A 23772-nucleotide genomic window follows, 5' to 3' on the forward strand; every position below is an offset into this window, starting at 1 on the left:
GCCCGAACGCGCCGATCGGGTGAACACCCGCAACCAAACCGTCCCGGCCGGGTTGATGCGGGGGCAGGTAGTTGCGTCTTGGCCAGGGGCCAGGAAAGGAAAGCGAAATGCTGAAGAAGGCAATGGCCGCGGCGGCGGTCGCCGCGTCGGTCACCGGAATCGCGACCGCGGCAGCCCCCCAGGCGCTTGCCACCGGCGACGGCAACTCCACGTGGTCCGCGAGCGGCAACGGCGCCGCCGAGTCGTTCGGCAACTCGGTGACCAAGGGCAAGATGAGCCCGCAGGCCACCCTCGTCCAGAGCTCCCTGAACAAGCTCTGCGTGGGTCTGCCGGCCAAGGCCGACGTCCAGAACATCGTGGGCATCATCGCCAACGTGGGCGTCCAGGACATCCCGGTCCTGTCCGCGCCGCAGTTCCAGGAGTGCGCCGAGAACTCGACCCAGGCCAAGAGCGACGACCCGCTGTCGCACGTCGCCGACGACATCTCGGTCCTCGCCGCGAACGGCTGACCCCGCGCCGACGCGTCGCGTCCGGGCCGCCCGCATCCTCCCCGCGGGCACCCGGACGCGGCCCGTCCGGAGCGCCACACCCTCTTCTCCTCGCCGCGGCGGCGGGGTGTTTTTGTGCCCCGCCCTTCCTGCCGCGCCTCCCGCACACGGGTGCACGCGTGGTTCCGGCGTGTCCATTGCGGAAGGTATTCGAGTGAATTACCCGGCGGCACACGTTCCGTCGATTCAGCGGATGTCTATCTCTGGTTCTGCAGCCTGCAGGTCATGGTGCGAGCCGTTCCGACTGTGCTCGCTCGGTTATGCCCGAAAGGGCCGGCCGACACGGTGCATGACCGCAGAGAAGGGATATTCCATGAAGAAGTGTGCTGCTGTCGTCGCCGGCCTGGTGCTGGCCCTCGGCGCTGCCGCCCCCGCGTTCGCCGACGGCGGTGCCGAGGCGGAGGGTGCCGCCGTCAACTCCGGCGGTCTCCTGTCCGGGAACGTCGTCCAGGTGCCGATCAACGCGCAGATCAACGCCTGCGGCAACAGCATCAACCTGATCGGCCTGCTCAACCCGGCCTCGGGCAACGTCTGCGTCAACGACTGACGATCGGACACCTCAGCCACTCGGCTGTGACAAAGCCGGCCTTGGGACCCGCTTCACGTGCCAAGGCCGGCTTTTCCCACATCTCCCAGCAGGAAGACCACGACATTGCGACAGAGCCTGAGCAGGGGATTGGTCGCTGCCGCCGCCGCGACGAGCATTCTGTCCCTGTACGGAAGTCCCGCCCTCGCCGACGGGCACGCGGCCGGGGCGGCCCGCCACTCGCCGGGCGCCCTGTCCGGCAACAGCGTCCAGGCCCCGATCGAGGTGCCGCTGAACGCCTGCGGCAACTCCATCGACGTCATCGCCGCACTCGACCCCGCGTTCGGCAACTCCTGCGCCAACGCCGCGCACACCTCCTCCGCCTCCTCGCGCGCGCACGGCAACCCGTCCGGCGACGACTCCGGATACGGGGACGACGGGGACGGCGGAAGCCCGGTGCACGTGCCGGGCGGAATCCACGTGCCGCCCGTACCGGGTGTCGGCCACGGGAACAAGCCCGGCCACGGCGAGCAGCCCGGTGGCGGCCACGACTCGGGCGGGGGCTACGGCGACCACTCCGGTGGCGGTTACGGCGACGACGACTCGGGTGGCGGTTACGGCGACCACTCGGGCGGGGGGTACGGGGACACGCCCGGCGGTGGATACGGCGACCACTCGTCACCGCCGTACACCACGCCCCCGCCGCACACCACCCCGCCGGTGACCTCGCCTCCGCCGCACACGTCACCGCCCCCGCACACGTCACCGCCGCCGCACACCTCGCCGCCCCCGCACACCACCCCGCCGCCCACCACCCGGCCGCCGACGTCGCCGCCGCCCACCACCCGGCCGCCGCACACGTCGCCTCCGCCGCACACCTCGCCGCCCCCGCACACCACCCCGCCGTACACCACGCCTCCGGCGCACACGACCCCGCCGTACAGCACGCCGCCCGGCCACCACGGCGGGAACGGGCACCACGGGCATCACCCGAGCCTGCCCGACACCGGCAGCGCCGCCATGCTGGCCGCCTCCGGGGTCAGCGCCGCGCTGATCGCGGGCGGTGTGATCCTCTACCGCAGGGGCCGCTCCGCGTCCCACCGCTGACGCGCTCCGCCCCGGCCCCGCACCCGTCCTCCGGGTGCGGGGCCTTCGCGTGCCGGAGGGTCACCTGTGCGGGGGAGCGGCTCACCCGTCCGCGGCGGCTCGGTGGCACATCGTCCTCTCGTATGACTGAGTGTCAGTAACTCACGGCTCGTCAGCCGGGCCCGGCCGGCGGTGCGCGAGTGGAGAGAGGAGCAGGCATGGCCCCACAGCAGCGACGCACCCGGAGCCGGCGGACGGCGGTCATCGCGGCCGCGGCCGTCGCGTCCGCGGTCCTGGCCTCCGGCCCCGGCTTCGCCGCCGGCGGGAAGGCCGCCGCCCGGGCCGCCGACCCGGCCCCTCCCCCCACGGCGACGACCCCGGCCGGCCCGGCGACACCGGGTGACCCCACGACCCCCGCCGGCTCCACGACCCCCGCCGGCTCCACGACACCGGCCGGCCCGAAGGCGCCGGGCACCCCGGACATCGCGCTGACGCCGGCCGCCCCGCCCACGCCCATCACGCCGCCCAGCCTGCCGAGCACTCCGGGCACCTCGCCCGCCTCGCCGACCCCGTCGTCAGGCGGGGCCGAGACCCCCGCCCCGCTCGCCCCCGCCTTCGGCGCCTACCTCGACTACGGGCCGCGCGGGGTGGCCCGGATGGCCGCGCTCAGCGACTGGCTGGGCGGCACGGAGATCCGCGTCGGCCACACGTACCTGCCCGGCGACCGCTGGCGCAATATCGAGGGCCCGCCCGGCTTCCTCGACGTCTGGGCCGACTGGCGGAAGCAGCGGGCCGACCGCACGCTCGTCCTCAATGTGCCGATGCTGGAGCGCAACGAGGAGGGCGTCCACGACGCGGAGGTCCGCCGGCTGCTGCGGCAGGGCGCCGCCGGGCAGTACGACCACCACTTCCGCCGGCTCGCCGAGCGGCTGGTGCAGCTCCAGGTGCCCGACACGGTGATCGTGCTCGGCTGGGAGATGAACGGCATCACCTACACCCACCGCTGCGGCCCCGACCCGCAGGCGTGGAAGGCGTACTGGCGGCGGATCGTCACCACCATGCGGGCGGTGCCCGGTCAGCGGCTGCGCTTCGACTTCGCGCCGAGCCGCGGCCGGGACGCGGTGCCCTGGACCGAGTGCTACCCCGGCGACGACACGGTCGACATCGTCGGCATGGACTCCTACGACCAGCCGTCCGGCATGACCTTCCAGCAGCAGGTCCAAGAGCCCTACGGCCTGCAGGCGCACGTGGACTTCGCCAAGGCCCACCACAAGCCGATCTCGTACCCGGAGTGGGGCCTGTTCCGCAACGGCGACAACCCCGAGTACATGCGCCGCATGCTGGCCTGGATGGCCGAGCACAAGCCGGTGTACAACACGCTGACCGACTACTGCCCGCACGGCGTGTGGCAGTGCTCCGGCAACCCGCGCGCCGCGCAGGTCTACCGGTCCGCACTCTCCGGCCAGGCCACGCCCACGACCCCGGCCGAGCCCACGACGCCCACCGCCCCGAGCACACCGGCCACGCCCACGAAGCCGACGACCCCGGCGACGCCCACCACGCCGAAGCCGAAGAACTGCTCGCCGCTCGACCTCGGTGACTGGGTGGAGTACTGGCTCGGCGGGAAGCTGTGCGTCAAGGTCGACTGGTGGTCCCGCCGGAGCTGACACCACCTCAGCCGCGGCGCCGCAGCAGCTCCTTGGCGCGGCGCCGCGCGGCCGCCTCGGCCAGCGCCGCCGCCAGCAGCGGCGCGGTGCGCCGGCGGGCCAGCAGCAGCCGCCGGCTGACGACCGGCTCGGGCCGCCAGTGCCGCTTGTACGGCTCGTCGCCGCGCAGCAGGCTCAGCGTCCCGCGTCCCGCCGCGTGCCCCGCGCAGGCGTCCAGCAGCATCACCGCCACGTCCGCCTTGCGCTCGCGCAGGCACGGGTGGGCGCCGTACAAGTAACCGCCCGCCAGGCCGGGCGAGAGCAGCGTCAGATCGACCGCGACCACCTCGCCGTCCAGCAGGAACTCGGTGACCACCGCGTCCCCGGAGCGCACCATCGGCCCGGCCGCGCGCACCAGGTGCTCGTGGAACCGCGGCCGCAGATGCTCGCCGGTGACCCGGCGGCCCTGCCACTGCAGCCGGTGCAGCGCCAGCAGCCGCCCCAGCGCCCCGGCCACCTCCTCCGGGGCGACGACCCGGCGCCGCACGCCGAGCGCGTCCAGCTTGCGCAGCTTGGCCCGCACCCGCTGCTGCGCCTTCGCCGAGGGCAGCCGCGCCACCAGCTCGGCCAGCGGCACGGCCGGCAGCTCCAGGCACAGGGAGTCCTGCAGCCGCGCCCGCGGACCCGGCCAGCGGTCGAGGATTCGCTCGGCCGCGCCGCCGGGCCGCACTTCACGCAGGTCGATCAGCGCCGTGCGGGCGGCCGAGGCGAGCAGCCCCGTCAGTGCGGTGAGCGCGGCATCCGCGTGCTCGTCGTCGACCAGGACGTCGCCGTAGTCGGAGATCGCCCCGCCCAGCGGCACCAGCGCGGGCAGCGGCCGGCGGACGGCGGTCAGCGGGGCCGCGGCGACCAAATCCTCGCCGTGCCGCACCAGCAGCAGCCGCAGCCGGCCCGGCCGGCCGTAGGAGCACCACCAGGAGTGCAGCCAGGGATGCGCCTGGAACGGGGTCGCGGTCGAGCAGGCGCGGTGCAGCCGGGTCCACGCCGGGCCGAGGGCGGCGAAGGCGGCCTCGTCGGTGATCACCTCGGTGCGGTACGCCGGGGGCGCCTGCGTGGGCGTGAGGGTCACCGCGGTCCCCGTGCCTCGGCGGCCAGGGCCGGGCTCGGCACGGACGCCGGGCGCGCGTCGCCCCGGCCGTCGTCCTCGCCGTCTCCCTCGCGGCGGGGCCGCACCAGCAGGGCCAGCCCGCCGAGCAGCCCGCCCGCGCTCGCCCCCACCAGCGTGGTGAGCGCGGGGGAGGCCGAGGACGGGTCGGCCGGCTTCAGCGCGCGGGCGAACTGCTGCAACTCGACATGGGTGGTGGCCTTGGCGCCGTTGGCGTGCCGGGTCAGCGCGGCGGCGACGGCGTTGGCCATGCCGGCGGCCAGCGCGGGCCGGGAGGAGGTCGCGGTGACCGCGACCATCGGCGCGTCCGGCGAGGTCGCCGTCTGCACACTGCGCTGCAGCTCCCGCACCGGGACCCCCGCCGCGCCCTGGGCGTCGCCGAGCACCGCGAGCTGGGTGGCGACCCGGCCGTAGGCCTGCGCGAAGCCGAGCGCGGACGCCGGGTCCGCCTGGCCGGTGGGGACGGCGACGACATAGGCGGTCGCCGTGTACTGAGCGGGCGTCAGCACGCCGTACGCCCCGCCGAGCAGCCCGCCGGTCACGGCGCCGGCCGCGAGCAGCGCCCACGGCGGCAGCGCCCGGACCCGGGCGAGGAGGGGACGGCGGTGCCTGCGGGCGGGAGTGTCGGTCATGACGGGCCGGCTTTCTGCGCGGAGTTCCTGCGGGAGTCGGACGGACGGGGAAGGGGGAAGGCATGCGTGCGAGGGGGCGGGGCGGTACGGGCGAGGGCGGCCGTGTACACGTCCATGAGCCGGGCGGCGCTGCGGCCGATGGCGTAGTGGCGGGCGGCCTCCGGGGCGAGGCGCGGGGCCGGGGCCTGCGCCCGCACCCGGGCGATCGCCGCCGCGAACTCCTCGGCGCCGCCCCGGACCCGGCGGGCCCCGGGCACGGTGTGCGGGGGCAGGTCCTCCAGGGCCGGGCAGGAGGCGTACAGCACGGGCAGACCGCAGGCCAGGCCCTCCACGACGGCCAGACCGAACGCCTCCTCCGGCGACGGCGAGGCCAGCACGTCCATCGCGCAGGCCAGGGAGGGCAGATCCGGGCCGGGACCGCCGTCCGGGAGCAGGGGCCGCTCACCGGCGAACACCACCCGCTCGGCGACGCCCGCCTCGTGCGCGGCGCGGCGCAGCGGGCCCTCCTGCGGGCCGCCGCCGGCCAGCAGCAGCCGGCAGTCGCCGGGCAGGCGGGTGAGGGCGTGGACCAGGACGTCGAAGCGTTTGCCGGGGGCGAGCCGCCCGATGCCGCCGACGACATAGGCGTCCGGCGGCAGGCCCAGCGCGCGGCGGGCGGCCAGGCGCCGGACCGGGTCGAAGCGGAAGCGGTCCACGTCGATGCCGTTGGGCACGACCGTGACGCGCGCCGGGGGCACGCCCCAGCGGTGCAGCCGGGCGGCGACGGTGGGGGAGACGGCGACGGTGGCGGCGCCGAGGCGCTCCCCGGCCAGGTACAGCGCCCGCACACCGGCCGACAGCGGGCGGCCCTCCATCTGCGTGTCGCCGAGGGAGTGCTCGGTGGCGACGACCGCCCGCACCCCGGCCAGCCGGGCGGCGATCCGGCCGTACAGGCAGGCCCGGTACAGATGGGTGTGGACCAGGTCGTAGCCGCCCGCGCGGATCAGCCGCACCAGACGGGGCAGCGCGGCCAGGTCGCGGTTGCCGGCCATGCCGAGGTCGATCACGCGCACCCCGTCGGCGGCCAGCCCGTCCGCGACCGCGCCCGGGTTGGTGAGGGTGACGACGTCGCAGGCGACGGGCAGGTGCCGCAGCAGCAGCCGCAGTTGCTGTTCCGCGCCGCCGACACCGAGGCCGGTGATGATGTGCAGGGCCTTCATCGCGCTCCCTCGCGGGCGGTGACCTGGCGGGACAGGGGCCGGCGCCGCAGCCGGTGCAGCCGGTGCTTGAGGAACAGCCGCATCGCCGTGTCCTGCTGGCCGACGTGGACGCGGGGCAGGGCGTGCGGGCCGGTCAGCGCGCCGGGGTCGATGGCGCAGGCGTAGCCGTACCCGGCGGCGCGGACGGCGGCCACGGCACGGCCGTCCACGGCGCCGTAGGGGTAGCAGAAGCCGCGCACGTCCCGGCCGGTCACCTCGGTGAGCAGGGCACGGCTCGCGGCGGTCTCCGCGCGCAGGGTGACGTCGTCGGCGAGGGTGAGGTCCACGTGGGTCAGGCCGTGCGAGCCGATCTCGACGCCCGCGGCCGCCGCGCGCCGCACACCCTCGGCGGTCAGCAGCGGCTTGCGCGGGCCGAGCGGGTCCCAGGCGTTGTCGCCGCCGAGCCGGCCGGGCAGCACGAACAGCGTGGCGCCGAAGCCGAAGCGGGCCAGCAGCGGCAGGGCGTGCTCGACGAAGTCGGCGTACCCGTCGTCGAAGGTGAGCCCGACCAGGCCGCGGGCGGTGCCACGGGCGCGGGCGGCGAGCAGGTCGGCCAGCGACACCCCGCGCAGCCCGTGCCGGCGCAGCCAGCGGAACTGCGCGGCGAGCCGGTCGGGGGTGACGGTGATGCGGTACGGGTCGTCGCGGCAGTCGGCGACCGAGTGGTACATCGCCACCCAGGGGAACGGGCCCGGGGCGACCCGCACGCCCCGGGTGGTGTGGTCAACGGGTGCGGCCATCGTCGATCCTCCGTGGAGCGGGACGGACGGAGCTTCGTACGGGGTCGGGGGCGGGGCTTTCGGTGGGGCTGCTGGTGGGCTCGGGGGCGGGGCCTTCGGTCCGGGCGGGTGCGGGGCCTTGGGCGGTGTTCGTGGTGGGGGCGGATGCGGGGCCTTGGGTGGTGCTTGTGGTGGCGGCGGGCGTGCGGCCTTGGGTGGTGCTTGTGGTGGGGGCGGGTGCGGGGCCCTGGGTGGTGCTTGCGGTGGGATCGGGCGTGCCGCTCTGGGTGGTGCTTGTCGCGGGGTCGGGCGTGCGGCTCTCGGTGGTGTTTGTGGTGGGTTCGGGTGCGTGGCCTTCGGCGGGGCTTGGCTGCTCGCCGGGTGCCGTGCCCGGTGCGGTGGTTCGGGAGGTGGCGCCCGCGCGGCCGCGGGCGGCGTTGCGCGCGGCGCGGCGGGTGGCGCCTCCGGCGGCCCGCAGCGCCCCGGCGCAGCCCTGCGCGTTCAGGGCGAGGCAGAGCAGGGCGAAGACGGCGGCCACCGTCGCCCCGCCCGCGGCCAGGCCGGCCACGGCCGGCTCCGGGCCGCGCGCCGCGTACGCCCCGGCGGCCGTCGCCACCGCCGCCGCCGCGAGCGGCCGGGCCAGCTCGCGCAGGACGGGCCCGGCCCGCAGCGGCACCCCGCGGGCCCCGGCCCCGGCGAGCAGCAGCACGGCGGTGACGGTGATGCCGCAGGCGTTGGCCGCGGCGATGCCCCGCACCCCCCACGCCCCCACGCTCGCCGCGCCCAGCCACCCGGTCGCCGCGATCCCAGCGGCCATCGCCGTGACCGGGTACCAGGTGGCGCGGCCCGCCGAGAAGTAGGCGCGGACCAGCACCCCGACCAGGGTCTGGCCGAGCAGCCCGAGCGCGTACACGCGCATCACGCCGGCCGTCGCCGCGGTGTCGCCGGCGGTGAACGCGCCGCGTTGGAAGAGGAGTGCGACGATCTGCGGGGCGCAGGCCACCACGGTCGCCGTGCCCAGCAGCACCAGGCAGGTCGCCATCGCCAGGTCCCGTTCCACCCGCCCGCGGGCCCGCTCGGTGTCGCCGTCGGCCAGCGCGCGAGCCACGACGGGGAAGGTGACCGTGCACAGCATCACCGACAGCGTCATCGGGATCTGCGCGACCTTCTGCGCGTAGTTCAGGTGGGAGATCGCCCCGGCGGGGAGCGTGGAGCCCAGGTAGCGCTCGATGAGGACCTGCGACTGCCGGCACAGCGCGAACAGCAGCACGCTCGCGAACAGCGCGAGCGCCACGGGCTGCGATCCGGCCCCCACCTCGCCGGGCACCTGCGGCACCCCCCGTCGCCGTAACTGCCGTACCAGAGACGGCAGCTGTACGACGACCATGAGGCAGCCGCCGACCGCCACGCCGGCCGCCGCCGCCCGCACGCCCAGCCGGCCGCCGAGCAGCGGCATCACGGTGATGATCCCCGCGTTGTAGGCCACGTAGATCGCCGCCGGGGCGGTGAAGCGGCGGTGCGCCCGCAGCAGGGCGCTGCAGTACCCGGCGACGCCGAAGCTGAGCACACAGGTCGCCGTCAGCCGGACGCAGCCGGCGGCCAGTGCCGGGTCGGGCAGGCCGGGCGCGAGAATCTCGACGACGTAGGGCGCGGTGACGACGAGCAGCGCGCCGGTCGCGGTGAAGGCCAGCGCCAGCCGGGGCAGCGTGGCGGCGAGCAGTGCGCGCACCGGGTCGCCGGGCGCGCCCCGCGCCCGCCGCGCGAGCGCCATGCTGAACGCCGGCACCAGCGCGAACGCCAGCCCGTCCTCGATCAGCAGCGTCGCCGCGAACTCCGGGACGGTCCAGGCGACGAGGAACGCGTCGGTGTCGCTCCCGGCCCCGAACAACCGCGCCAGCGCCTGGTCCCGCACCAGCCCGAGCAACGCCCCGGCCACCGAGAGCGCGGCCGTGACGAGCGCGGCACGGGCGAGGAAGCGGGGGGAGACGGGGGTGAGGTGATCGTCGCCGGGGAGTGGTGCGGGTGCCGGTGCGTGTGCCGGTGCCGATGCGTGTGCCTGTGCCGGTCCCGTCGGCGGGGGGCACGCCTCCGCGCCGGGCGCCGGACCGGGCGCCGGGACCTCCGCCCCGGTCGCGGGCGCCGGCGTCCGTGAGGGCGCGTTCGCGCGCGGGACCGGTGGGGGTGTGACCGTCATCGCGGGCCGGCCCCCTGCCCGGTGGGGGCCGCGAGCGCCCACCAGGACGCCAGGCCCAGGCACACCGCGGTCAGGACGGTCGAGGGCCCGCCGATGTCGGCGTACACGAAGTCGACGAGCTGCCACAGCAGCAGCCCGACCGCGACCAGGGCGCAGTCCAGAGCGGGGGCGCCCTGCCGCCGGGTGCGCAGCAGCCGGCGCAGCGCGCACACCAGCACGGCCAGCCAGCCACCGGCCAGGGCGAGCAGCCCGAGCAGGCCCTGCTCGCCGAGGACCAGCAGATACATGTTGTGCGGGGACAGCAGCGGCTGGCGGCGGAAGGCCGCGCCCGCGCCCTCGGTGTCGCTGCCGGAGGACAGCGCGAGGGAGGCGTGCGCGTCGCGGTGGTCGGGGAACCCCTTCAACCCGACGCCGGTCAGCGGGTGTTCGCGCCACATGTCGACGGCCGCCGCCCACATCGTGTACCGGTCCGTCACCGACTGGTCCGGCGCGTCCGTGACCCGGGTGATGCTGCTGATCCGCTCCTGCAGCATCGCCGAGCCGACGCCGAACCCGCCGACCAGGACCACCCCGGCCGCCACCACGGCCGCGGCCACCTTCAGCGCCCGCCGCACCCCGGCCAGCACCAGCTGCACCGCGCAGGTCACCGCGGTCGCGATCCACGCGCCCCGGCTGAAGGACACCGCCAGCGGCAGCAGCAGGGCCATCGCGCACACCCCGGCGGCCGTCCGCTGCCGTACCTCCGAGTGGCCCAGGGCCAGGCCGACGGCGGCGACCAGGCCGAGGGAGACCACCGTCGCCATGCCCATCACGTCCTGCGGGCCGAACGTGCCGACCGCGCGCACGTCCTCGCCCTGGTACGAGGCGCCGGTGCCGGTGACGTACTGGTGCACCCCGACGGCGCCCTGCCACAGGGCGAGGGCGACCAGCGCCCAGGCGAGCAGCCGCGCGTCGCGCCGGTCGCGGATCAGCAGCAGCACCGCGCCCGGCACCAGCACGAAGATCTGCAGATAGCGGCCGAGACCGCTGATCCCCGCACCGGGCGAGGCGGCGTGCAGGGCGGCGAGCGCCACCCCGGCCACCGGCATCCCGAGCACCACCGCGGCCGTACGGGACAGGGGCCGGCGCCGCTGCCGCAGCAGCCGTACGACGCACAGCAGGACGACGAGCGCGGACACGGCGTCGGCCGGGCCCGCGCCGCCCTCGGCGTCCGGGTTCTGCGGCAGCGCGAGCAGCGCGAGCACGGCGACGGCCGCCCACACCGGGGAGGCAGGCGGGCGCAGCGGCTGCGGCAGCGCGAGACTCATGACGGGTCAGCTCCCGCTCGGGCGCAGCAGCGCGGCGGCGGTGCGCAGCAGGATGCACACGTCCTGCCACAGCGACCAGTTGTCGATGTAGGCGTTGTCGAAGCGGGCCCGGTCCTCGATGGAGGTGTCGCCGCGCAGCCCATGGATCTGGGCGAGCCCGGTCAGGCCCGCCGGCATGCGGTGGCGGGCGGCGTAGCCGGGATGGGTCCGGCTGAACCGGGCGACGAAGTAGGGGCGTTCGGGACGCGGGCCGACCAGGCTCATGTCGCCGCGGAAGACGTTCCACAGCTGCGGCAGCTCGTCGAGCGAGGTGCGGCGCAGGAAGCGGCAGAACGGGCTCATCCGGTCGTCGCCGGCCACGCTCCAGCGGGTGGCCGCCTCGTGCGCGTCCACGGGGCGGTGGGTCCGGAACTTCAGCAGCGTGAAGGGCCGCCCGTGCTGGCCGATCCGCTCCTGCCGGAACAGCACCCCGCGTCCCCCGGTGAGCCGCAGCACGGCCGCGCACAGCAGCAGCACCGGTCCGGCCGGGACGAGCAGCGCCCCGGACACGAGGACGTCCAGCAGCCGCTTGCCGGCGCGCGGGCGCGGCGCGTCCAGCGGCAGCCGGCGGCAGGCGAACCCGGCGAGCTGCTGCGGCGCCCCGTACGACGGGGTGTCGGCGTCGAGCTCCCACACCGTGCAGCCCGACTCGGCGAGCGCCCGCAGCAGCGGGGCCTGCCCGGTGCGCACCGCGGGGTGGACGGCGAGGACGTCGCGCACCCCGTTCTGGATCAGCGCCCGCTGCACCTCCTCGCCGGTGGTGAGCACCGGCAACCCCTCGCCGCCGCCCGGCTGTTCGGCCACCACGCCCACCGGGCGCACCCCGCAGCGCGGATGGCGCAGCACGGCGGCGGCCACCCGCTGCGCGGCCGGCGCGGGGCCGACGACCAGGGCGGGGCGGGGGCGGCGCAGCAGCGCGGCGCGGCGCCGCCAGTGCACGGTGCCGCGGGTCGCGCAGACGGCCCCGCACTGCAGCAGGAAGCCGAGCAGCAGGGCCCGGGCGGGCAGCGCGTGCTCGGGCCGGTACGCGGCGACGGCGGCGGCCAGCGCCAGCCAGCCCACCGCGATCCGGCCGCACACGGCGGGCAGTTCGTCCAGGACGCCCGTCACACAGCTGTTTCCGCGCGGGCGCAGCAGCAGGGTCACGGCGACCAGCGCGGCGGCCGTCAGCGGCCGCTGCTGCGCCCCGGTGAGGGCGAGCGCCCCGGCGAGCGCGGCGAGGGCGTCGGCGGCGAGCAGCGGCAGCGGCGAGGCGCGCCGCGCGGGCGGCCGGCGCAGCGGGAACCGGAAGCCGTCGGCGGGCCGCGGCCGGACCGTGACGGGCGCGTACGGGTGCGCGCCGGGCGGGGGAACGGTGCTTTCCGCGGTCACGACTGGAGGGACTCCCTGCACTCGGAGGGCACGACGCGGGATGCGGGCACCCCGCCGAGCAGGTCGCGGTAGACCTCCGCGACCGCCTCGGCGGTGTGCCGCACGTCGTGCGTGGACAGGACGTGGTGGCGCCCTCGCCGGCCCAGCGACGCGCGCAGCGGGGCGTCGCGCAGCAGCGCGGTGACGGCGCGGGCCAGCGCCGCCGGGTCCGCGGGCGGCACCGGGCCGGGGCCGGGCAGCGCGGGCGGGAGACTCTCGCGGGCGCCGTCGACGTCGGTGACCACCACCGGCCGGGCGCAGGCCATCGCCTCCAGCGGGGCGAGGGCCATGCCCTCCCAGCGCGAGGGCAGCACCACCAGGTCGGCGGCCCGGTACCAGGGCAGCGGGTCGGCGACCGCGCCGGGGAACACCACCGAGCGCGGGGCGCGCGCCCGCAGCGCGGCGCCGTCGGGCCCGTCGCCGACGAGCGCCAGCCGGGCGCCGGGCACCTCGCGGCTGACGGTGTCCCAGGCGGCGAGCAGGACGTCCTGCCCCTTCTGCCGGCACAGCCGTCCCACGCACACCACGAGCGGGGCCGACGCCGGGAGACCGGGCAGCAGCGCCGCCCGGGCCGGGCCCGGCTCGCCCGGCGGGAACCGGTCGGGGTCGATGCCGTTGGGCACCACCACCCAGCGCCCGCGCACCCCGGCGCGAACACCCCGCGCGCGCTCCGCCTCGCTCACGCACACCACCCGGGACGCCCAGCGCGCTCCCCACCGCTCCCAGGCCAGCGACAGCGCGGCCACCGGCCCGCCGACGGCCTCGAAGGACCAGGCGTGCGGCTGGAACACGGTCGGGATCCGGCCGCGCACGGCCAGCCGCCCGGCGAGCCCGGCCTTGGCGCTGTGGAGGTGCACCAGGTCCGGCCGTACCTCCGCCACCAGCCGCGCGAGACCGCGTGCCTCCGCGGCGGTGGCGGGGCCGGGCGAGCGGGTGGCACGCCAGGTCCGCACCCGCGCGCCCAGGTCGCGCAGTACGGCGGTGAGCGGGCCGTCGGGGCAGGCCACCGTCACGTCGAGGCCGGCGCCGAGCTGGGCCCGGGCCAGGTCGGTCACGACCCGGGCGACACCGCCGTCCACGGGCTGCGTGACATGCAGGACGCGGGCCCGGGGGGCGGTGGCTGACTGGTGCATGGCGCGCTTTCCTCGCTCAGGGGTGGTCCTCGTCACGGGCGGGAACGCGTCTGCTGCCGATGGTCGACGGCGACGAAGAGCGCCTCGGCCCACGCCGCGTCCCGCTGGGAAACGAGCCGGCGGGCCGGCTGGTCACCACCGCGCCGCAACCCCTTGGCCAGATCGAACGCATGGGCGGTCCTGTTCGCACAGGTGGTCGGAGAGCGCCATGGCGGGGGGACGCCCCGCCGGGCGCCTCGGGAGGTCCGCAACTCTAGTTGCCATCCGGACTAATCCGGAGAAACCCGGCAAGTGTGTCGGAACCGTGAACCTCGCCACGCGCGCATCACCCCTTTGGCGGCACAACTCCCGGCGACGCCAGGCGTTGACACAGCGCCGGGCAATCGCCCGGGTGTTTTGTTTCAACCCAAGGAGCACCTCTCCATGTCGCGTATCGCGAAGGGCCTGGTCCTGACCTCCGCCGCCGTCGCGGCCGTTGCCGGTGGTGCCGGCGTCGCCGCCGCCGACGCCGGCGCTGGTGCCGCCGCCCACGGCTCGCCCGGCGTCATCTCGGGCAACGTCGTCCAGGTTCCGATCCACATCCCGGTGAACGTCTGCGGCAACACCGTCGACATCATCGGCCTGCTGAACCCGGCCTTCGGCAACACCTGCGTCAACGACTGACGTCGTTCGCACCCTCAGACCGGCCGCTCTTCCCCCGGGGAGGAGCGGCCGGTCCGCATGTGCGTGAGGGTGTGCCCCGAATGGGGGAGGGGGCCACGGGTGGCGTGTCGGACCTTGACCGGCCGACGAGGGCGCCTCACCTGGGCGGACGGCCCCGACGGGGCGACCGATGCGGCGGCGCTGCGGCGATCGGGTGATCGCTGTCCGCATTCGAGCAGTTGCGCGACGTAGTCGGTCCTCGCACGGTGGGCTCGAGAACCCTCGCCCGTTCGAGCCCCTCGAAAGGAACCCCCCATGCGTGGTCTGTCCGTCCGGAGTGCCGCGTCCACCGCACTCTGCGCCACCCTCGCCCTCGGCCTCGCCGCCCCCGCCGCCCTGGCGGCCGACGCCTCTCCCGAGGGCACCCGTGCGGCGTCCCGCGCGCCCGCCCCCGACGCGGACACCCTGCTCGACCTCGGCGCGCTGCTGAAGCCGGTCACCGACCTGCTCGACTCCGTCCTCGCCTCCGGCGCCGGCCAACTCGACACCGACGAGGCGGCGAACGTCAACGACGTGGTGCAGGACGCCCTCGCCGACGTCCAGGCGTCCCTCCCCGCGGCCTCCACCTCCGTCCCGGCCTCCAACTCCACGGTGACCACGACGCCGAGCACGCCCGCCACGCCGACCACGCCCGCCGTTTCCACCCCGGAGGCCGCCGCGACGCCCGCCGCCGGCACGACCGACGCCGCGCTCGCCGCCCTGCAGAAGGCCATCGACGACCTGGTCAAGGCTACGACCTCGCTCAACACCACCCAGGCGGGCACCGCGGCGAGCGGCCTGGCGACGAGCCTGGTCGACCTGGTCAACGCCACGCTCAAGGGCGTCGGTGTCTCCACCTCGTCCGGCCTGACCACGGCGACGACGCTGCCCGCGCCGCTCCCGGCGACCGGCCCGTCGACCCTCCCGGCGCCCCTCACACCGGCCGTCGTGGCGCCGTCCGCGTCGTAACTCCGGCCGGTGTGATTTCCGGGGGCGGCCCGGAAATTTGCCCGCACCCGGTTTCCGGGCCCGGGGGCGATCGTTAGGCACGGCGTCAGAATTCCCTGAGGCGACGTGAGTTGCCGACGAAAGGAACACGATGAAGTCCCTGAAGGCTGCCGCGGTCGTTGCCGGTTCGATGGTCCTCGCGGGCGCCGCCGCCCCCGCGTTCGCCTACAACACCGCCGACCTCACGCCGACCAGCCTCAACGGCGCCGTGAACTCGCTCACCAAGGGTCCCATCGACGTGATGCCGCTCAAGCACCAGTCGGACGCGCTGGACACCGAGAACAAGGACTCCGCGCTCAACACGGTGAAGGGCGCCACCACCACCCTGAACAAGACCGGACTGCTCGGCGGACTGCCGCTGGGCGGCTGAGCCGGCACACCCCCGAAGGGCCGGATCCGCAACCACGCGGAACCGGCCCTCGCGCGTACGGGGGGGCTGCGCCCGGCGGTCGTGGCGGGGCCCGGCCCGGCGGTATTGTCCGGGGCGGGGCCCGGCGGTGGTGTCTGGGGCGGGGCCCGGCGGTCGTGGCTGCTGTCGGGTTTGGGGCTGGGCCTCGCGGGTGTGTCAGCGCTCGGGCCGGTGGCTGGGCCCGGCGTTCCTGTCGGCTTTCGGGCCCGGGGCTGCGCCCGGCGTTCGTGTCCGCGCTCCGGCGCTGGGGCTGCGCCCGGCGTTCGTGTCCGCGCTCGGGCTCAGGGCTGCGCCCGGTGTTCACACCGGCTTCCGTACTCGCCGCCGCGCGCGGCCTTCGCACCCGTTCTCGTGCCCGTGGTCGGCCTGTTCGAGGCGCGTCCCTCGATCGTGTGGAGCACCCCCGGGGCGTCGTCCGGTCGGGTGAGAGAGGGCCGGGCGGGGGAAAGACCCGCCGATATGGTCGCGCGGTGACTTCAACCTCAAGCGAAGCCCCCTTCCGCACCGCCGATCTGGGCACCCTCGTGATGATGCCCTGGAGCGGCGAGGCGCCCGACGGCGCCGACATGCCCTACCTCCTCGTCTACTCCCTCGGCGACACCGAGGACGGCCCCGAGGGCACGGCCGCCGCCATCGAGCGGCTGCTCGCCGGCCACGGCCTGACCGTCGGCGGCGACCTGGTCGACGGCAACGCCCGGCCGAGCCTGCCGGTCAGCCTCCTCGTCGAGTCCGGCGCGGCCGTCGTCACCCTGCCCCCGCTCGTCGCGCAGTGCGCCCCGCCGCCGGAGTGGCTCGCCGCCGCCTCCGCCCGCGGCTTCGCCTACCTGGTGTTCACCACGCGCGCGTGGCCCGACGCCGAGCCCGGCAAGGCCGTCGAGCCGGAGGCCCTCGCGGCGTTCGCCGGCGCGGACGAGACCCTGGAGGCCGCCGCCCACCTCGTCCTGCCCACCCGCAGCGTCCGCAGGTGACGGACGGCTCCCGCGGCGACAGACCCTTCGGTCGGCGTTGGGCTCGGTGCGACGGCCGGAGCGACCGCCGGCTTGAGGGACGGCGTGAGGGCCCTGCGTGAGGAGCGGCGTGAAGACCGGCGTGAGCGCCGGTGTGACAGGCGGCCGAGCCGACAATGCGGCCGTCCTACTACTGCGGCAGCCGGGGGAATTGTGCCCTCGCCCCGTTTTCCGGCTCGTTGAGCGGTACGCACGCCCAGCCCCCGAACTCCTGAAAGGGCCCGTACCCCAGATGAAGTCGACCACCCGAGGAACCCTCGCCGCCGTGTTCACGTGCGTGGCCGCCGCGGCCGGCGCCGCGCCCGCCGTCGCGGCGGACGCCGTACCCGTCCCCCTGCCGCTGCAGGGCGTGGAGAAGTCCCTCCACGTCGAGCTGCCCGAGGTCGGCGGCGAGCTGCCGCTGCCCAAGCCCGGCTCTCCCGAGGGACCGCGCTACGTCGAGGGCCGGCTCCTCCCCGACCGGGTGATCCCGCAGCTGCCCGTCACGGCCGGCCTGCCCGGCGCCGGGCTGCGTGCCCCGCTGCCGCACCTGCTCGGCGGCGACTTCGACCACGTCGGCCTCGACGCCCCCGCCTCCGACCTGCGCACCCTCGGCCCCGGCGCCACCCTGGACGCCCCCCTCACCGCCCCGCGCGGCGCCTTCGGCCTGCCGCAGCCGAAGCTGCCCGAGGCGGGGATCATCACCCCGGTCCTGCAGACGGTGCCCACGGCGGGCCTCGGCCTCGGCCCGGGGCTGTAGCCGTACATCCGAACGTCAGGTGTGCCGCGGTCGTCGGACGGGCCCGGGTGGACGTGTTCCGCCCGGGCCCGTCGCCGTGCGGTCACGTGGGCGTCGTAGTCGTACGGCTCACGTGGGCGTCGTAGTCGTACGGATCACGCGGGCGTCGTACGAGTCACCTGGGCGTCGTACGAGTGTCGTATGAGCCGGATGGGCGGCCGGTGGTGACCCGGGCGGCCGCGCGGCGGTTAGCGGTGACGACACAGCGGAGCGGAGCCGTGGGCGCGCCGAGGAGCGGCCGCCGCCGGCACCCCGGAGCGACGAGGAGCACAGCATGGTCGTGAGCGTCGGCCAAGTCACCGTGGGCGGCGAGAGCGCGGCGGCGCCGGCCAGACCCGGACCCGTGCACGGCACCCGGCGGGAGATGCTGCGCGGACTGCTCGTGCCCGCCGTCGCGCTGGCGTTCACCCCGGCGTTCGCCGCCTGGCCCCGGCACGGCGGCGGGGACGGCGACGGGGAGACCGGCTTCGACGAGACCTACCGCGGCCGCCGCATCCAGGGCGTCAAGGTCGACGGCGCGCGCACCCTCGCCGCCGGCGCGAGCGGCGACGCGGCCCAGTGGCAGGTCACCGTCGACGGACGCCCGCTGCACCTGATGCGCCGCGCCGACGGCACCTGGCTGAGCATGGTCGACCACTACCGCTCGTACCCGACCCCGCTGGAGGCGACCCGCGCCGCGGTCGACGCGCTCGGCCCCGGGCAGCAGCTGCGCGCGACCCCCCTGGCGCACGGCGGCCACGGCGGCCACGGCGGTCATGAGCACATGGGGGGAGAGCATGGCGTACACGCGTAAGGACGTCAGCGCGCTGACGGCGGGGGAGAAGCGGCGCTTCGTCAACGCGCTGCTGGACCTCAAACGCCGCGGCGAGTACGACGAGTTCGTGCGGATGCACATCGAGTACTACACCTCCGACGGCGAGAACGGCCTGCGTACGGCCCACATGGCGCCGTCCTTCCTGCCCTGGCACCGCAAGTTCGTGCTGGAGCTGGAGCGCGCGCTGCGCCGCATCGACGACGCCGTGACCGTGCCGTACTGGGACTGGACGCGGCTGCGCAGCGCCCGGTCCGTGCCGTGGAGCGACGACCTGCTCGGCGGCAACGGGCGCAGCTGGGACCAGCAGGTGACGACCGGGCCGTTCGCCTACCGCCAGGGCCACTGGACGATCCGGGAGAACGTGACCGACGGCCGGTTCCTCACCCGTGACCTGGGCCGCGCCCGCGACCCCATCGACCTGCCCACGCGGGCCGAGCTGGACGCGGCGCTGAACGACCCCGTCTACGACGTCGCGCCGTGGGACTCCACGGTCACCCGGGGCTTCCGCAACAAGCTGGAGGGCTGGGGCACCGGCCGGGGCAGCGCCTCCTGGCGCACCCACAACCGCGTGCACCGCTGGGTGGGCGGCGTGATGCTGGGCGGCGCCTCCGTCAACGACCCCGTCTTCTGGCTGCACCACGCCTTCATCGACCTGCAGTGGACGCGCTGGCAGCAGCGCCACCCCGGTGTCCGCTACCAGCCGGAACGGCCGCCCGCCCCCGGCACCGCGCAGTACCGCCGGGTCGTGGCCCGCCACGAGAAGCTGCCGCCGTGGGACGTGACACCGGACTCGCTGGAGGACGTCAGCCGGATCTACCGGTACGTCTGACCGGCGGGGGCGGGGGCCACGGGCCTGATCGGCCCGCGCGGGTCAGGCGTACGCGCCCGGCGCAGGCGTCCGCACATGCGCCCGGCGCAGGCGTCCGCACACGGGGAGAGCCCCGGCGCTCGAGGTGCCGGGGCTCTCGGGGGAACTCTCGGGGAAGAGAGGCGAGGCGACGTCAGTTGCCGTAGCCGCCGCCACCCTTGCCGTCGTCGTCGTGGCCGCCGTCGTGGTCGCTGACGTTGGCGCAGGTGTTGCCGAACGCCGGGTTCAGCAGGGCGATCACGTTGACGGTGTTCCCGCACAGGTTGACCGGGACGTGGACGGGGACCTGGACGACGTTGCCCGAAACGACACCCGGCGAACCGACGGCCGCGGCACCGGCGCCCGCGTCCGCCAGCGCCAGGCCGGCCCCGCCGAGCACCATGGCACCCGTGCCGAGCGTGACGGCGGCCGTCTTCGCGATGCGAGACATCCCATCTCCTTCTGAATCGGTGAGCACGGCGGCGGATCGCCCGCCGCACTGTCCGTTCAACGCGGCTGTTGACGCGGGGTCACGGCGTACACGGCCCTATCACCCTTTTTGAACAGGCGGTTCCGGCAGACGGCGCCGGGGGACCGCCCGGTGAGGTGATCGGGTCGGACGGTCAGGGCAGCAGGCGTACGGGGGTGCCGGCCAGGTAGGCCTGGATGTTCTCGACGGCCTGGCCGTAGTACGTGCGGTAGTTGGCCCGGGAGACGTATCCCAGGTGGGGTGTGGCGAGGAGGCGGGGGGCCGTGCGCATCGGGTGGCCGGCGGGGAGCGGCTCCTCGTCGAAGACGTCCACCCCGGCCCCGGCGATCCGGCCCTCGCGCAGGGCGGCGAGCAGGGCGTCCTGGTCGACGATGGCGGCGCGGGAGGTGTTGATCAGGTAGGCGGTCGGCTTGAGCAGGGCGAGTTCGGCGGCGCCGAGCAGGCCGCGGGTGCGCTCGCCGAGGGCGAGGTGGACGGAGACGAAGTCGCTGCTCGCGAGGAGTTCCTCCTTGGAGGGGGCGCGTTCGACGCCGACCTCGTCGGCGCGCTCCTGGGTGAGGTTCTGGCTCCAGGCGCTCACCCGCATCCCGAAGGCCAGCCCGACCTGTGCGACCCGGCTGCCGATCTTGCCGAGCCCGAGCAGGCCGAGCCGGCTGCCGTGCAGGTCGGCGCCGACGGTGGACTGCCAGGGCCCGCCGGAACGCAGGGCGCCGCTCTCCTCGACGATGCCGCGGGCGAGGCCGAGCAGCAGCGCCCAGGTCAGCTCGACGGGCGGGGTGGAGGAGCTGGCGGTGCCGCAGACGGTGACGCCGTGCTCGGCGGCGGCCGCGTAGTCGATGACGCTGTTGCGCATGCCGGAGGCGATCAGCAGCCGCAGCCGGGGCAGCCGGGCGAGGAGCGAGGCCGGGAAGGGCACGCGCTCGCGCAGGGTGACGACGATCTCGAAGTCCGCCAGGGCGGCGGCGAGGGCGTCCTCGTCGGCGAAGTGGGTGCCGAAGGAGACGACCTCGACCCGGTCGGCGACGGGTGACCAGTCGGCGAGGTCGGTGGCGACGTTCTGGAAGTCGTCGAGCACGGCGCAGCGCAGGGGCACGGTGGTTCCCGATCGGATCGGCGGCACGTCATGCCCATGCTAGTGACGGCCCCGGCCCCGGACCGGACCCGTCCCGCGCGTGATCACTGCGCGGGTAGGCCGCGCAGCCAGTCGACGAGGAGGGTGTTGACCTCGTCGGGCCGTTCCTGCTGGATCCAGTGCCCGCAGCCGTCGAGGAGGTGGGAGGAGACCAGGCCGGGCAGGGTGACCGGGAAGGCGTCGATCGCGTCGGACAGCCAGGTGGTGGAGGCGTCCAGGGTGCCGCCGGCGAACAGCGAGGGCTGGGTGAGGGGTGCGCCGGCGTGGGCGGCGAGATCCGCCCAGTCCTGGTCCATGCTGCGGTAGCGGTTGAGCGCGCCGGTGAGCCCGGTGCGCTCGAATTCGGCGGCGTACACGTCGAGTTCCGGCTCACCGAGCCAGCCGGGCAGCCGGCCGGTGGGGAACCGGTCGCGCAGGGTCCCGCCCTTGGTGACGAAGTGAGGGTCGGGGGCGCCGGGCGCGGGCAGCGTGTCGCCGGACAGCGCGGCGTAGAAGCCGGCGAGCCAGCCGCGGACATCGGGTTCGATCTCGCCCTCGGCGCGGCCGGGCTCCTGGAAGTAGGAGACGTAGAACTCCTCGTCCCCGCCCATCGCGGCGAACACGTCACTCGGGCGCGGCCCGCCCGGCGGCGTGTACGGCACGCTGAGCATCCCCACGGCACGGAACACGTCGGGCCGCAGCAGGGCGGAGTGCGCGGCGATGGTGGCACCCCAGTCGTGCCCGACGACCACGGCGGACTCCTCACCGAGCGCCCGCACCACGGCGACGTTGTCCTCGACGAGGTCGAGCATCCGGTACGCCCGCGGATCGGCCGGCTTGCCGGAACGCCCGTACCCCCGCACGTCGACGGCAACAGCCCGGTACCCGGCGGCCGCGAGCGCGGGCAACTGATGCCGCCAGGAGTACCAGAACTCCGGAAACCCGTGGACGAGCAGCACGAGCGGCCCGTCCCCCTGCTCGACGAGATGCACCCGCCCGGCGGGTGAGGGAACCACACGGTGAACGAGGGACGTGAGGTGCGGGGCCATGGTCTCCTCCGGGAACGCGGGGCGAGTCTGCTGCACCACCGATCATCGTCAGCCCGAGGCCTCGAGGCCGAGCGCATTTGCCGATCCGGCAAACCGTCCGAGCGCGCGAGGCACCGCCGGGCACCCTGCCCTTCACTCCCGGCCGCGACGGTGACCGTCCGGGCCCGGTTGCCGGGGTCCGAAGCAGGCGAATTTCCTTTGCCGCGCGCCCTGACCCCCACATAGTGTCACCGCGTCCCAGGAGGTGAGGGCGTGTCCACATACGGCACGATGCTGATTCCAGTGCCGCTCGAACAGGCGGCCCCCGTCGTGCGCGAGGTCTGCGCGGCAGGCTACGCACTTCCCGCCGGGTCGAGCTTCTGCCTCGTCCATCCGGACCGTTCCATCCCCGGCAACGGCGTCTTCGCGCTCGCCGGGCCGCTCAGCGCCGAGTTGGGCGCCCCCGTCCTGGCCGCGTTCCAGTACGACGGCGACCGGCTGGAGTTGGAGGTCTGGCGGGGCGGGCGGCGCGCCCACCGCTACGACTCCTGGCCGGTCCGGGACGACGAGACCGCCGACGACACGCCCCTGGGCGCCGACCCCGCCGCGTTCCTGGACTTCGCCGCCGGGCCCGTGGACGGCCACCGCCTGGCCTCCGCGCTCGCGGACACCCCGATCGACGTCGAGGACATGGACGTCGACGGCGACCCGGGCTACGTCTGGGCCCAGGCCCTGCACTGGGACGTGTTGCGCGCGCTCGGCCACCCGGACCAGGTGATCCGCCGCGCCCAGTGGGACTACTTCCACATGCGCGGTGCGCCGCAGGCCGTGGCGGAGGTGCTGGACGGCACCGAACTCATCCCCCTGGGCACGACTGACCGCCCGTGCTGAAGCCCCACCAGTCACGCACGGCGAGACTCCACGCGACGGGTGCATCCGATGCACCGACGGCCAGCCGTCGAACCTGCCGCGGCGGCCCGGGCTCCGGGACCCGCCGGAGCTGCCCGGCGCCGGCTGACGCCCGGCCCGCACGTGGACGCGCATCCGATCCAGCAACCCGCGAAGACCCGCTGCCGACCGTACTGCCCCGGACCCAGCCCTTGATCGCCGAAAGGCCGTCGAGCGCTCGCCGCATTAGTCCAGACCCACCCTGACCAGCAAAAGCCCTCCCCGGAAGGGAAGGCGGAGACGCGCGCCCCCGGCAGGACTCGAACCTGCGGCCAGGCGCTTAGAAGGCGCTTGGTGGGTAATGCGCCACCCCATCGCTGACCTGCTGCTCTTACCTCGCCGCGCGAGTCATCGTCTGGACTTTCGACACGCATTCGACTGGCAATTCGCATGCGGCGAAGCTGGCCGCAGGGCACACTTCTCCGCCGTGGACATCGTCAAAGGCGAGCTTCGGCGGCTCCGGTGTGGTCTTGCAGCTGATGACAGCCAGCAGAGGCCGTTTCTGGTGCGGGCCCAGTTCACCGCTGAAGATCCGGCACAAGTCATCGCGGATGCCCGTGCCGTGATGACTTGTGTCGTCGAGCGGACGGATGACTGGCCCGCCTTCGAGCGCTGGCCGGAGCTGCTGCCGGCGTGGTTCGTACAGCGCTGTGCGCCGGAGCCCGCGGAGTCTGGGACTAGCCAGTCATTCAACGCCCGGGCCTGGCTCCGGAAGTGGCGGGCCATGACGCCTGAGGAGAAGGCGGACAACAGTCGAGGTCCCTGGACGCTGTCCGGCTGGCTCTACTACTTCGACCCCACTGGGGAGGGTATGGGCGACGACCGCAGCTGGTGGTGGTGGGACGCGGGGTCGGACGGGCCACGCAACGGCTGGGTCGAGGTGGCCACCACAGGTTGGCCCTTCGGCAGCGGTTCGCTGTCTTGGCTGATCGAGGCCAGTGGCGGCAAGGACCTCACGTATGGGGCGTGAGGATCGGGGACTTGCGCCGTCAGCCATGGTGATGTCAG

Annotated in this window: 23 protein-coding genes and 1 pseudogene; 13 read left to right on the top strand and 11 right to left on the bottom strand. The window is 75.3% G+C overall.

Going from position 1 to position 23772, the window contains the following annotated elements; translation table 11 throughout:
* Window positions 1-107 precede the first annotated feature (107 nt).
* The 4 genes from ACF1AL_RS01250 (at window position 108) to ACF1AL_RS01265 (ending at window position 3827) form a co-directional block, all read left to right on the top strand.
* Window positions 108-509, top strand: a complete 402-nt coding sequence (locus ACF1AL_RS01250) for a rodlin (RefSeq protein ID WP_366834429.1) — start codon at window positions 108-110, stop codon at window positions 507-509.
* A 352-nt stretch (window positions 510-861) separates the two neighbouring features.
* On the top strand, window positions 862-1095 hold the full coding sequence (locus ACF1AL_RS01255) for a chaplin (RefSeq protein WP_366834430.1): 234 nt from the start codon (window positions 862-864) through the stop codon (window positions 1093-1095).
* Window positions 1096-1200: 105 nt separating this feature from the next.
* The gene (locus ACF1AL_RS01260) at window positions 1201-2181 is read left to right on the top strand and encodes a chaplin (protein WP_391825275.1); all 981 of its coding nucleotides are present in this window, start codon (window positions 1201-1203) and stop codon (window positions 2179-2181) included.
* A 197-nt stretch (window positions 2182-2378) separates the two neighbouring features.
* Window positions 2379-3827, top strand: coding sequence for a glycoside hydrolase family 26 protein (locus ACF1AL_RS01265; RefSeq protein WP_391825276.1), 1449 nt, complete (start codon window positions 2379-2381; stop codon window positions 3825-3827).
* 7 nt (window positions 3828-3834) lie between these two features.
* On the opposite strand, the gene ACF1AL_RS01270 is transcribed toward ACF1AL_RS01265, so the two are convergent.
* The 8 genes and pseudogenes from ACF1AL_RS01270 to ACF1AL_RS01305 form a co-directional block, all read right to left on the bottom strand.
* Window positions 3835-4935, bottom strand: coding sequence for a GNAT family N-acetyltransferase (locus ACF1AL_RS01270; RefSeq protein WP_391779252.1), 1101 nt, complete (start codon window positions 4933-4935; stop codon window positions 3835-3837).
* Entirely contained in the window at window positions 4932-5603 is a 672-nt protein-coding gene (locus ACF1AL_RS01275; RefSeq protein WP_391825277.1) for a lipopolysaccharide biosynthesis protein, read from the bottom strand. Before ACF1AL_RS01275 ends, ACF1AL_RS01270 begins: the two co-directional genes overlap by 4 nt.
* A complete protein-coding gene (locus ACF1AL_RS01280) occupies window positions 5600-6802 on the bottom strand; it encodes a glycosyltransferase (RefSeq protein ID WP_391825278.1) in 1203 nt (400 codons plus the stop codon). Before ACF1AL_RS01280 ends, ACF1AL_RS01275 begins: the two co-directional genes overlap by 4 nt.
* Entirely contained in the window at window positions 6799-7581 is a 783-nt protein-coding gene (locus ACF1AL_RS01285; protein WP_391825279.1) for a polysaccharide deacetylase family protein, read from the bottom strand. Before ACF1AL_RS01285 ends, ACF1AL_RS01280 begins: the two co-directional genes overlap by 4 nt.
* Window positions 7582-7987: 406 nt before the next feature.
* A pseudogene (murJ, locus tag ACF1AL_RS01290) lies at window positions 7988-9754 on the bottom strand (murein biosynthesis integral membrane protein MurJ); the annotation flags it as partial.
* A complete protein-coding gene (locus ACF1AL_RS01295) occupies window positions 9751-11061 on the bottom strand; it encodes an O-antigen ligase family protein (RefSeq protein WP_391825280.1) in 1311 nt (436 codons plus the stop codon). The pseudogene murJ and the gene ACF1AL_RS01295, both read right to left, overlap by 4 nt.
* 6 nt (window positions 11062-11067) lie before the next feature.
* Window positions 11068-12471 (bottom strand): sugar transferase, encoded by a 1404-nt coding sequence (locus ACF1AL_RS01300; protein WP_391825281.1) that lies wholly within the window; start codon window positions 12469-12471, stop codon window positions 11068-11070.
* Entirely contained in the window at window positions 12468-13643 is a 1176-nt protein-coding gene (locus tag ACF1AL_RS01305; RefSeq protein ID WP_391825282.1) for a glycosyltransferase, read from the bottom strand. The genes ACF1AL_RS01300 and ACF1AL_RS01305 overlap by 4 nt, the downstream gene beginning before the upstream one ends.
* Window positions 13644-14066: 423 nt before the next feature.
* Here ACF1AL_RS01305 and ACF1AL_RS01310 point away from each other — a divergent pair, with 423 nt between their 5' ends.
* The 7 genes from ACF1AL_RS01310 (at window position 14067) to ACF1AL_RS01340 (ending at window position 19169) form a co-directional block, all read left to right on the top strand.
* Window positions 14067-14306 (top strand): chaplin, encoded by a 240-nt coding sequence (locus ACF1AL_RS01310; protein ID WP_361623094.1) that lies wholly within the window; start codon window positions 14067-14069, stop codon window positions 14304-14306.
* Between the two features lie 294 nt (window positions 14307-14600).
* Window positions 14601-15293 (top strand): hypothetical protein, encoded by a 693-nt coding sequence (locus ACF1AL_RS01315; RefSeq protein WP_391825283.1) that lies wholly within the window; start codon window positions 14601-14603, stop codon window positions 15291-15293.
* 130 nt (window positions 15294-15423) lie between these two features.
* Entirely contained in the window at window positions 15424-15702 is a 279-nt protein-coding gene (locus tag ACF1AL_RS01320) for a hypothetical protein (RefSeq protein ID WP_366834441.1), read from the top strand.
* 509 nt (window positions 15703-16211) lie between these two features.
* Complete coding sequence (locus ACF1AL_RS01325; RefSeq protein WP_366834442.1) at window positions 16212-16709, top strand: DUF5949 family protein; 498 nt, start codon at window positions 16212-16214, stop codon at window positions 16707-16709.
* Window positions 16710-16980: 271 nt separating this feature from the next.
* Window positions 16981-17487: a hypothetical protein gene (locus ACF1AL_RS01330; protein WP_391825284.1), complete on the top strand. Its 507-nt coding sequence runs from the start codon at window positions 16981-16983 to the stop codon at window positions 17485-17487.
* 313 nt (window positions 17488-17800) lie between these two features.
* Window positions 17801-18319, top strand: a complete 519-nt coding sequence (locus tag ACF1AL_RS01335; protein ID WP_391825285.1) for a tyrosinase cofactor — start codon at window positions 17801-17803, stop codon at window positions 18317-18319.
* Entirely contained in the window at window positions 18303-19169 is an 867-nt protein-coding gene (locus ACF1AL_RS01340; RefSeq protein ID WP_391825286.1) for a tyrosinase family protein, read from the top strand. Before ACF1AL_RS01335 ends, ACF1AL_RS01340 begins: the two co-directional genes overlap by 17 nt.
* A gap of 172 nt (window positions 19170-19341) precedes the next feature.
* On the opposite strand, the gene ACF1AL_RS01345 is transcribed toward ACF1AL_RS01340, so the two are convergent.
* The 3 genes from ACF1AL_RS01345 to ACF1AL_RS01355 form a co-directional block, all read right to left on the bottom strand.
* Window positions 19342-19638 (bottom strand): chaplin, encoded by a 297-nt coding sequence (locus ACF1AL_RS01345; RefSeq protein WP_366834446.1) that lies wholly within the window; start codon window positions 19636-19638, stop codon window positions 19342-19344.
* A gap of 172 nt (window positions 19639-19810) precedes the next feature.
* Entirely contained in the window at window positions 19811-20770 is a 960-nt protein-coding gene (locus ACF1AL_RS01350; protein WP_391825287.1) for a D-2-hydroxyacid dehydrogenase family protein, read from the bottom strand.
* A gap of 83 nt (window positions 20771-20853) precedes the next feature.
* Window positions 20854-21837 (bottom strand): alpha/beta fold hydrolase, encoded by a 984-nt coding sequence (locus tag ACF1AL_RS01355; protein ID WP_391825434.1) that lies wholly within the window; start codon window positions 21835-21837, stop codon window positions 20854-20856.
* A 252-nt stretch (window positions 21838-22089) separates the two neighbouring features.
* Between ACF1AL_RS01355 and ACF1AL_RS01360 the strand changes: the two genes are divergently transcribed.
* Together ACF1AL_RS01360 and ACF1AL_RS01365 are read left to right on the top strand one after the other, a co-directional pair.
* Window positions 22090-22707 carry a hypothetical protein gene (locus ACF1AL_RS01360; protein ID WP_391825288.1) on the top strand — a complete coding sequence of 206 codons (618 nt, stop codon included), beginning with the start codon at window positions 22090-22092 and terminating at the stop codon, window positions 22705-22707.
* Window positions 22708-23191: 484 nt separating this feature from the next.
* The gene (locus tag ACF1AL_RS01365) at window positions 23192-23734 is read left to right on the top strand and encodes a hypothetical protein (protein ID WP_391825289.1); all 543 of its coding nucleotides are present in this window, start codon (window positions 23192-23194) and stop codon (window positions 23732-23734) included.
* Window positions 23735-23772 lie beyond the last annotated feature (38 nt).

Origin of the sequence: Streptomyces sp. NPDC014801, from assembly GCF_043082085.1 — a bacterium.
Lineage (GTDB): Bacteria > Actinomycetota > Actinomycetes > Streptomycetales > Streptomycetaceae > Streptomyces.

Excerpts from the sequence above, each read along its gene's own strand:
- ACF1AL_RS01250 (WP_366834429.1), top strand. The coding sequence starts at position 108 with ATGCTGAAGAAGGCAATGGCCGCGGCGGCGGTCGCCGCGTCGGTCACC.
- ACF1AL_RS01340 (WP_391825286.1), top strand. The coding sequence starts at position 18,303 with ATGGCGTACACGCGTAAGGACGTCAGCGCGCTGACGGCGGGGGAGAAG.
- ACF1AL_RS01345 (WP_366834446.1), bottom strand. The coding sequence starts at position 19,638 with ATGTCTCGCATCGCGAAGACGGCCGCCGTCACGCTCGGCACGGGTGCC.
- ACF1AL_RS01295 (WP_391825280.1), bottom strand. The coding sequence starts at position 11,061 with ATGAGTCTCGCGCTGCCGCAGCCGCTGCGCCCGCCTGCCTCCCCGGTG.
- ACF1AL_RS01310 (WP_361623094.1), top strand. The coding sequence starts at position 14,067 with ATGTCGCGTATCGCGAAGGGCCTGGTCCTGACCTCCGCCGCCGTCGCG.
- ACF1AL_RS01315 (WP_391825283.1), top strand. The coding sequence starts at position 14,601 with ATGCGTGGTCTGTCCGTCCGGAGTGCCGCGTCCACCGCACTCTGCGCC.
- ACF1AL_RS01275 (WP_391825277.1), bottom strand. The coding sequence starts at position 5,603 with ATGACCGACACTCCCGCCCGCAGGCACCGCCGTCCCCTCCTCGCCCGG.
- ACF1AL_RS01265 (WP_391825276.1), top strand. The coding sequence starts at position 2,379 with ATGGCCCCACAGCAGCGACGCACCCGGAGCCGGCGGACGGCGGTCATC.
- ACF1AL_RS01330 (WP_391825284.1), top strand. The coding sequence starts at position 16,981 with ATGAAGTCGACCACCCGAGGAACCCTCGCCGCCGTGTTCACGTGCGTG.
- ACF1AL_RS01335 (WP_391825285.1), top strand. The coding sequence starts at position 17,801 with ATGGTCGTGAGCGTCGGCCAAGTCACCGTGGGCGGCGAGAGCGCGGCG.
- ACF1AL_RS01255 (WP_366834430.1), top strand. The coding sequence starts at position 862 with ATGAAGAAGTGTGCTGCTGTCGTCGCCGGCCTGGTGCTGGCCCTCGGC.
- ACF1AL_RS01355 (WP_391825434.1), bottom strand. The coding sequence starts at position 21,837 with ATGGCCCCGCACCTCACGTCCCTCGTTCACCGTGTGGTTCCCTCACCC.
- ACF1AL_RS01280 (WP_391825278.1), bottom strand. The coding sequence starts at position 6,802 with ATGAAGGCCCTGCACATCATCACCGGCCTCGGTGTCGGCGGCGCGGAA.
- ACF1AL_RS01285 (WP_391825279.1), bottom strand. The coding sequence starts at position 7,581 with ATGGCCGCACCCGTTGACCACACCACCCGGGGCGTGCGGGTCGCCCCG.
- ACF1AL_RS01320 (WP_366834441.1), top strand. The coding sequence starts at position 15,424 with ATGAAGTCCCTGAAGGCTGCCGCGGTCGTTGCCGGTTCGATGGTCCTC.
- ACF1AL_RS01305 (WP_391825282.1), bottom strand. The coding sequence starts at position 13,643 with ATGCACCAGTCAGCCACCGCCCCCCGGGCCCGCGTCCTGCATGTCACG.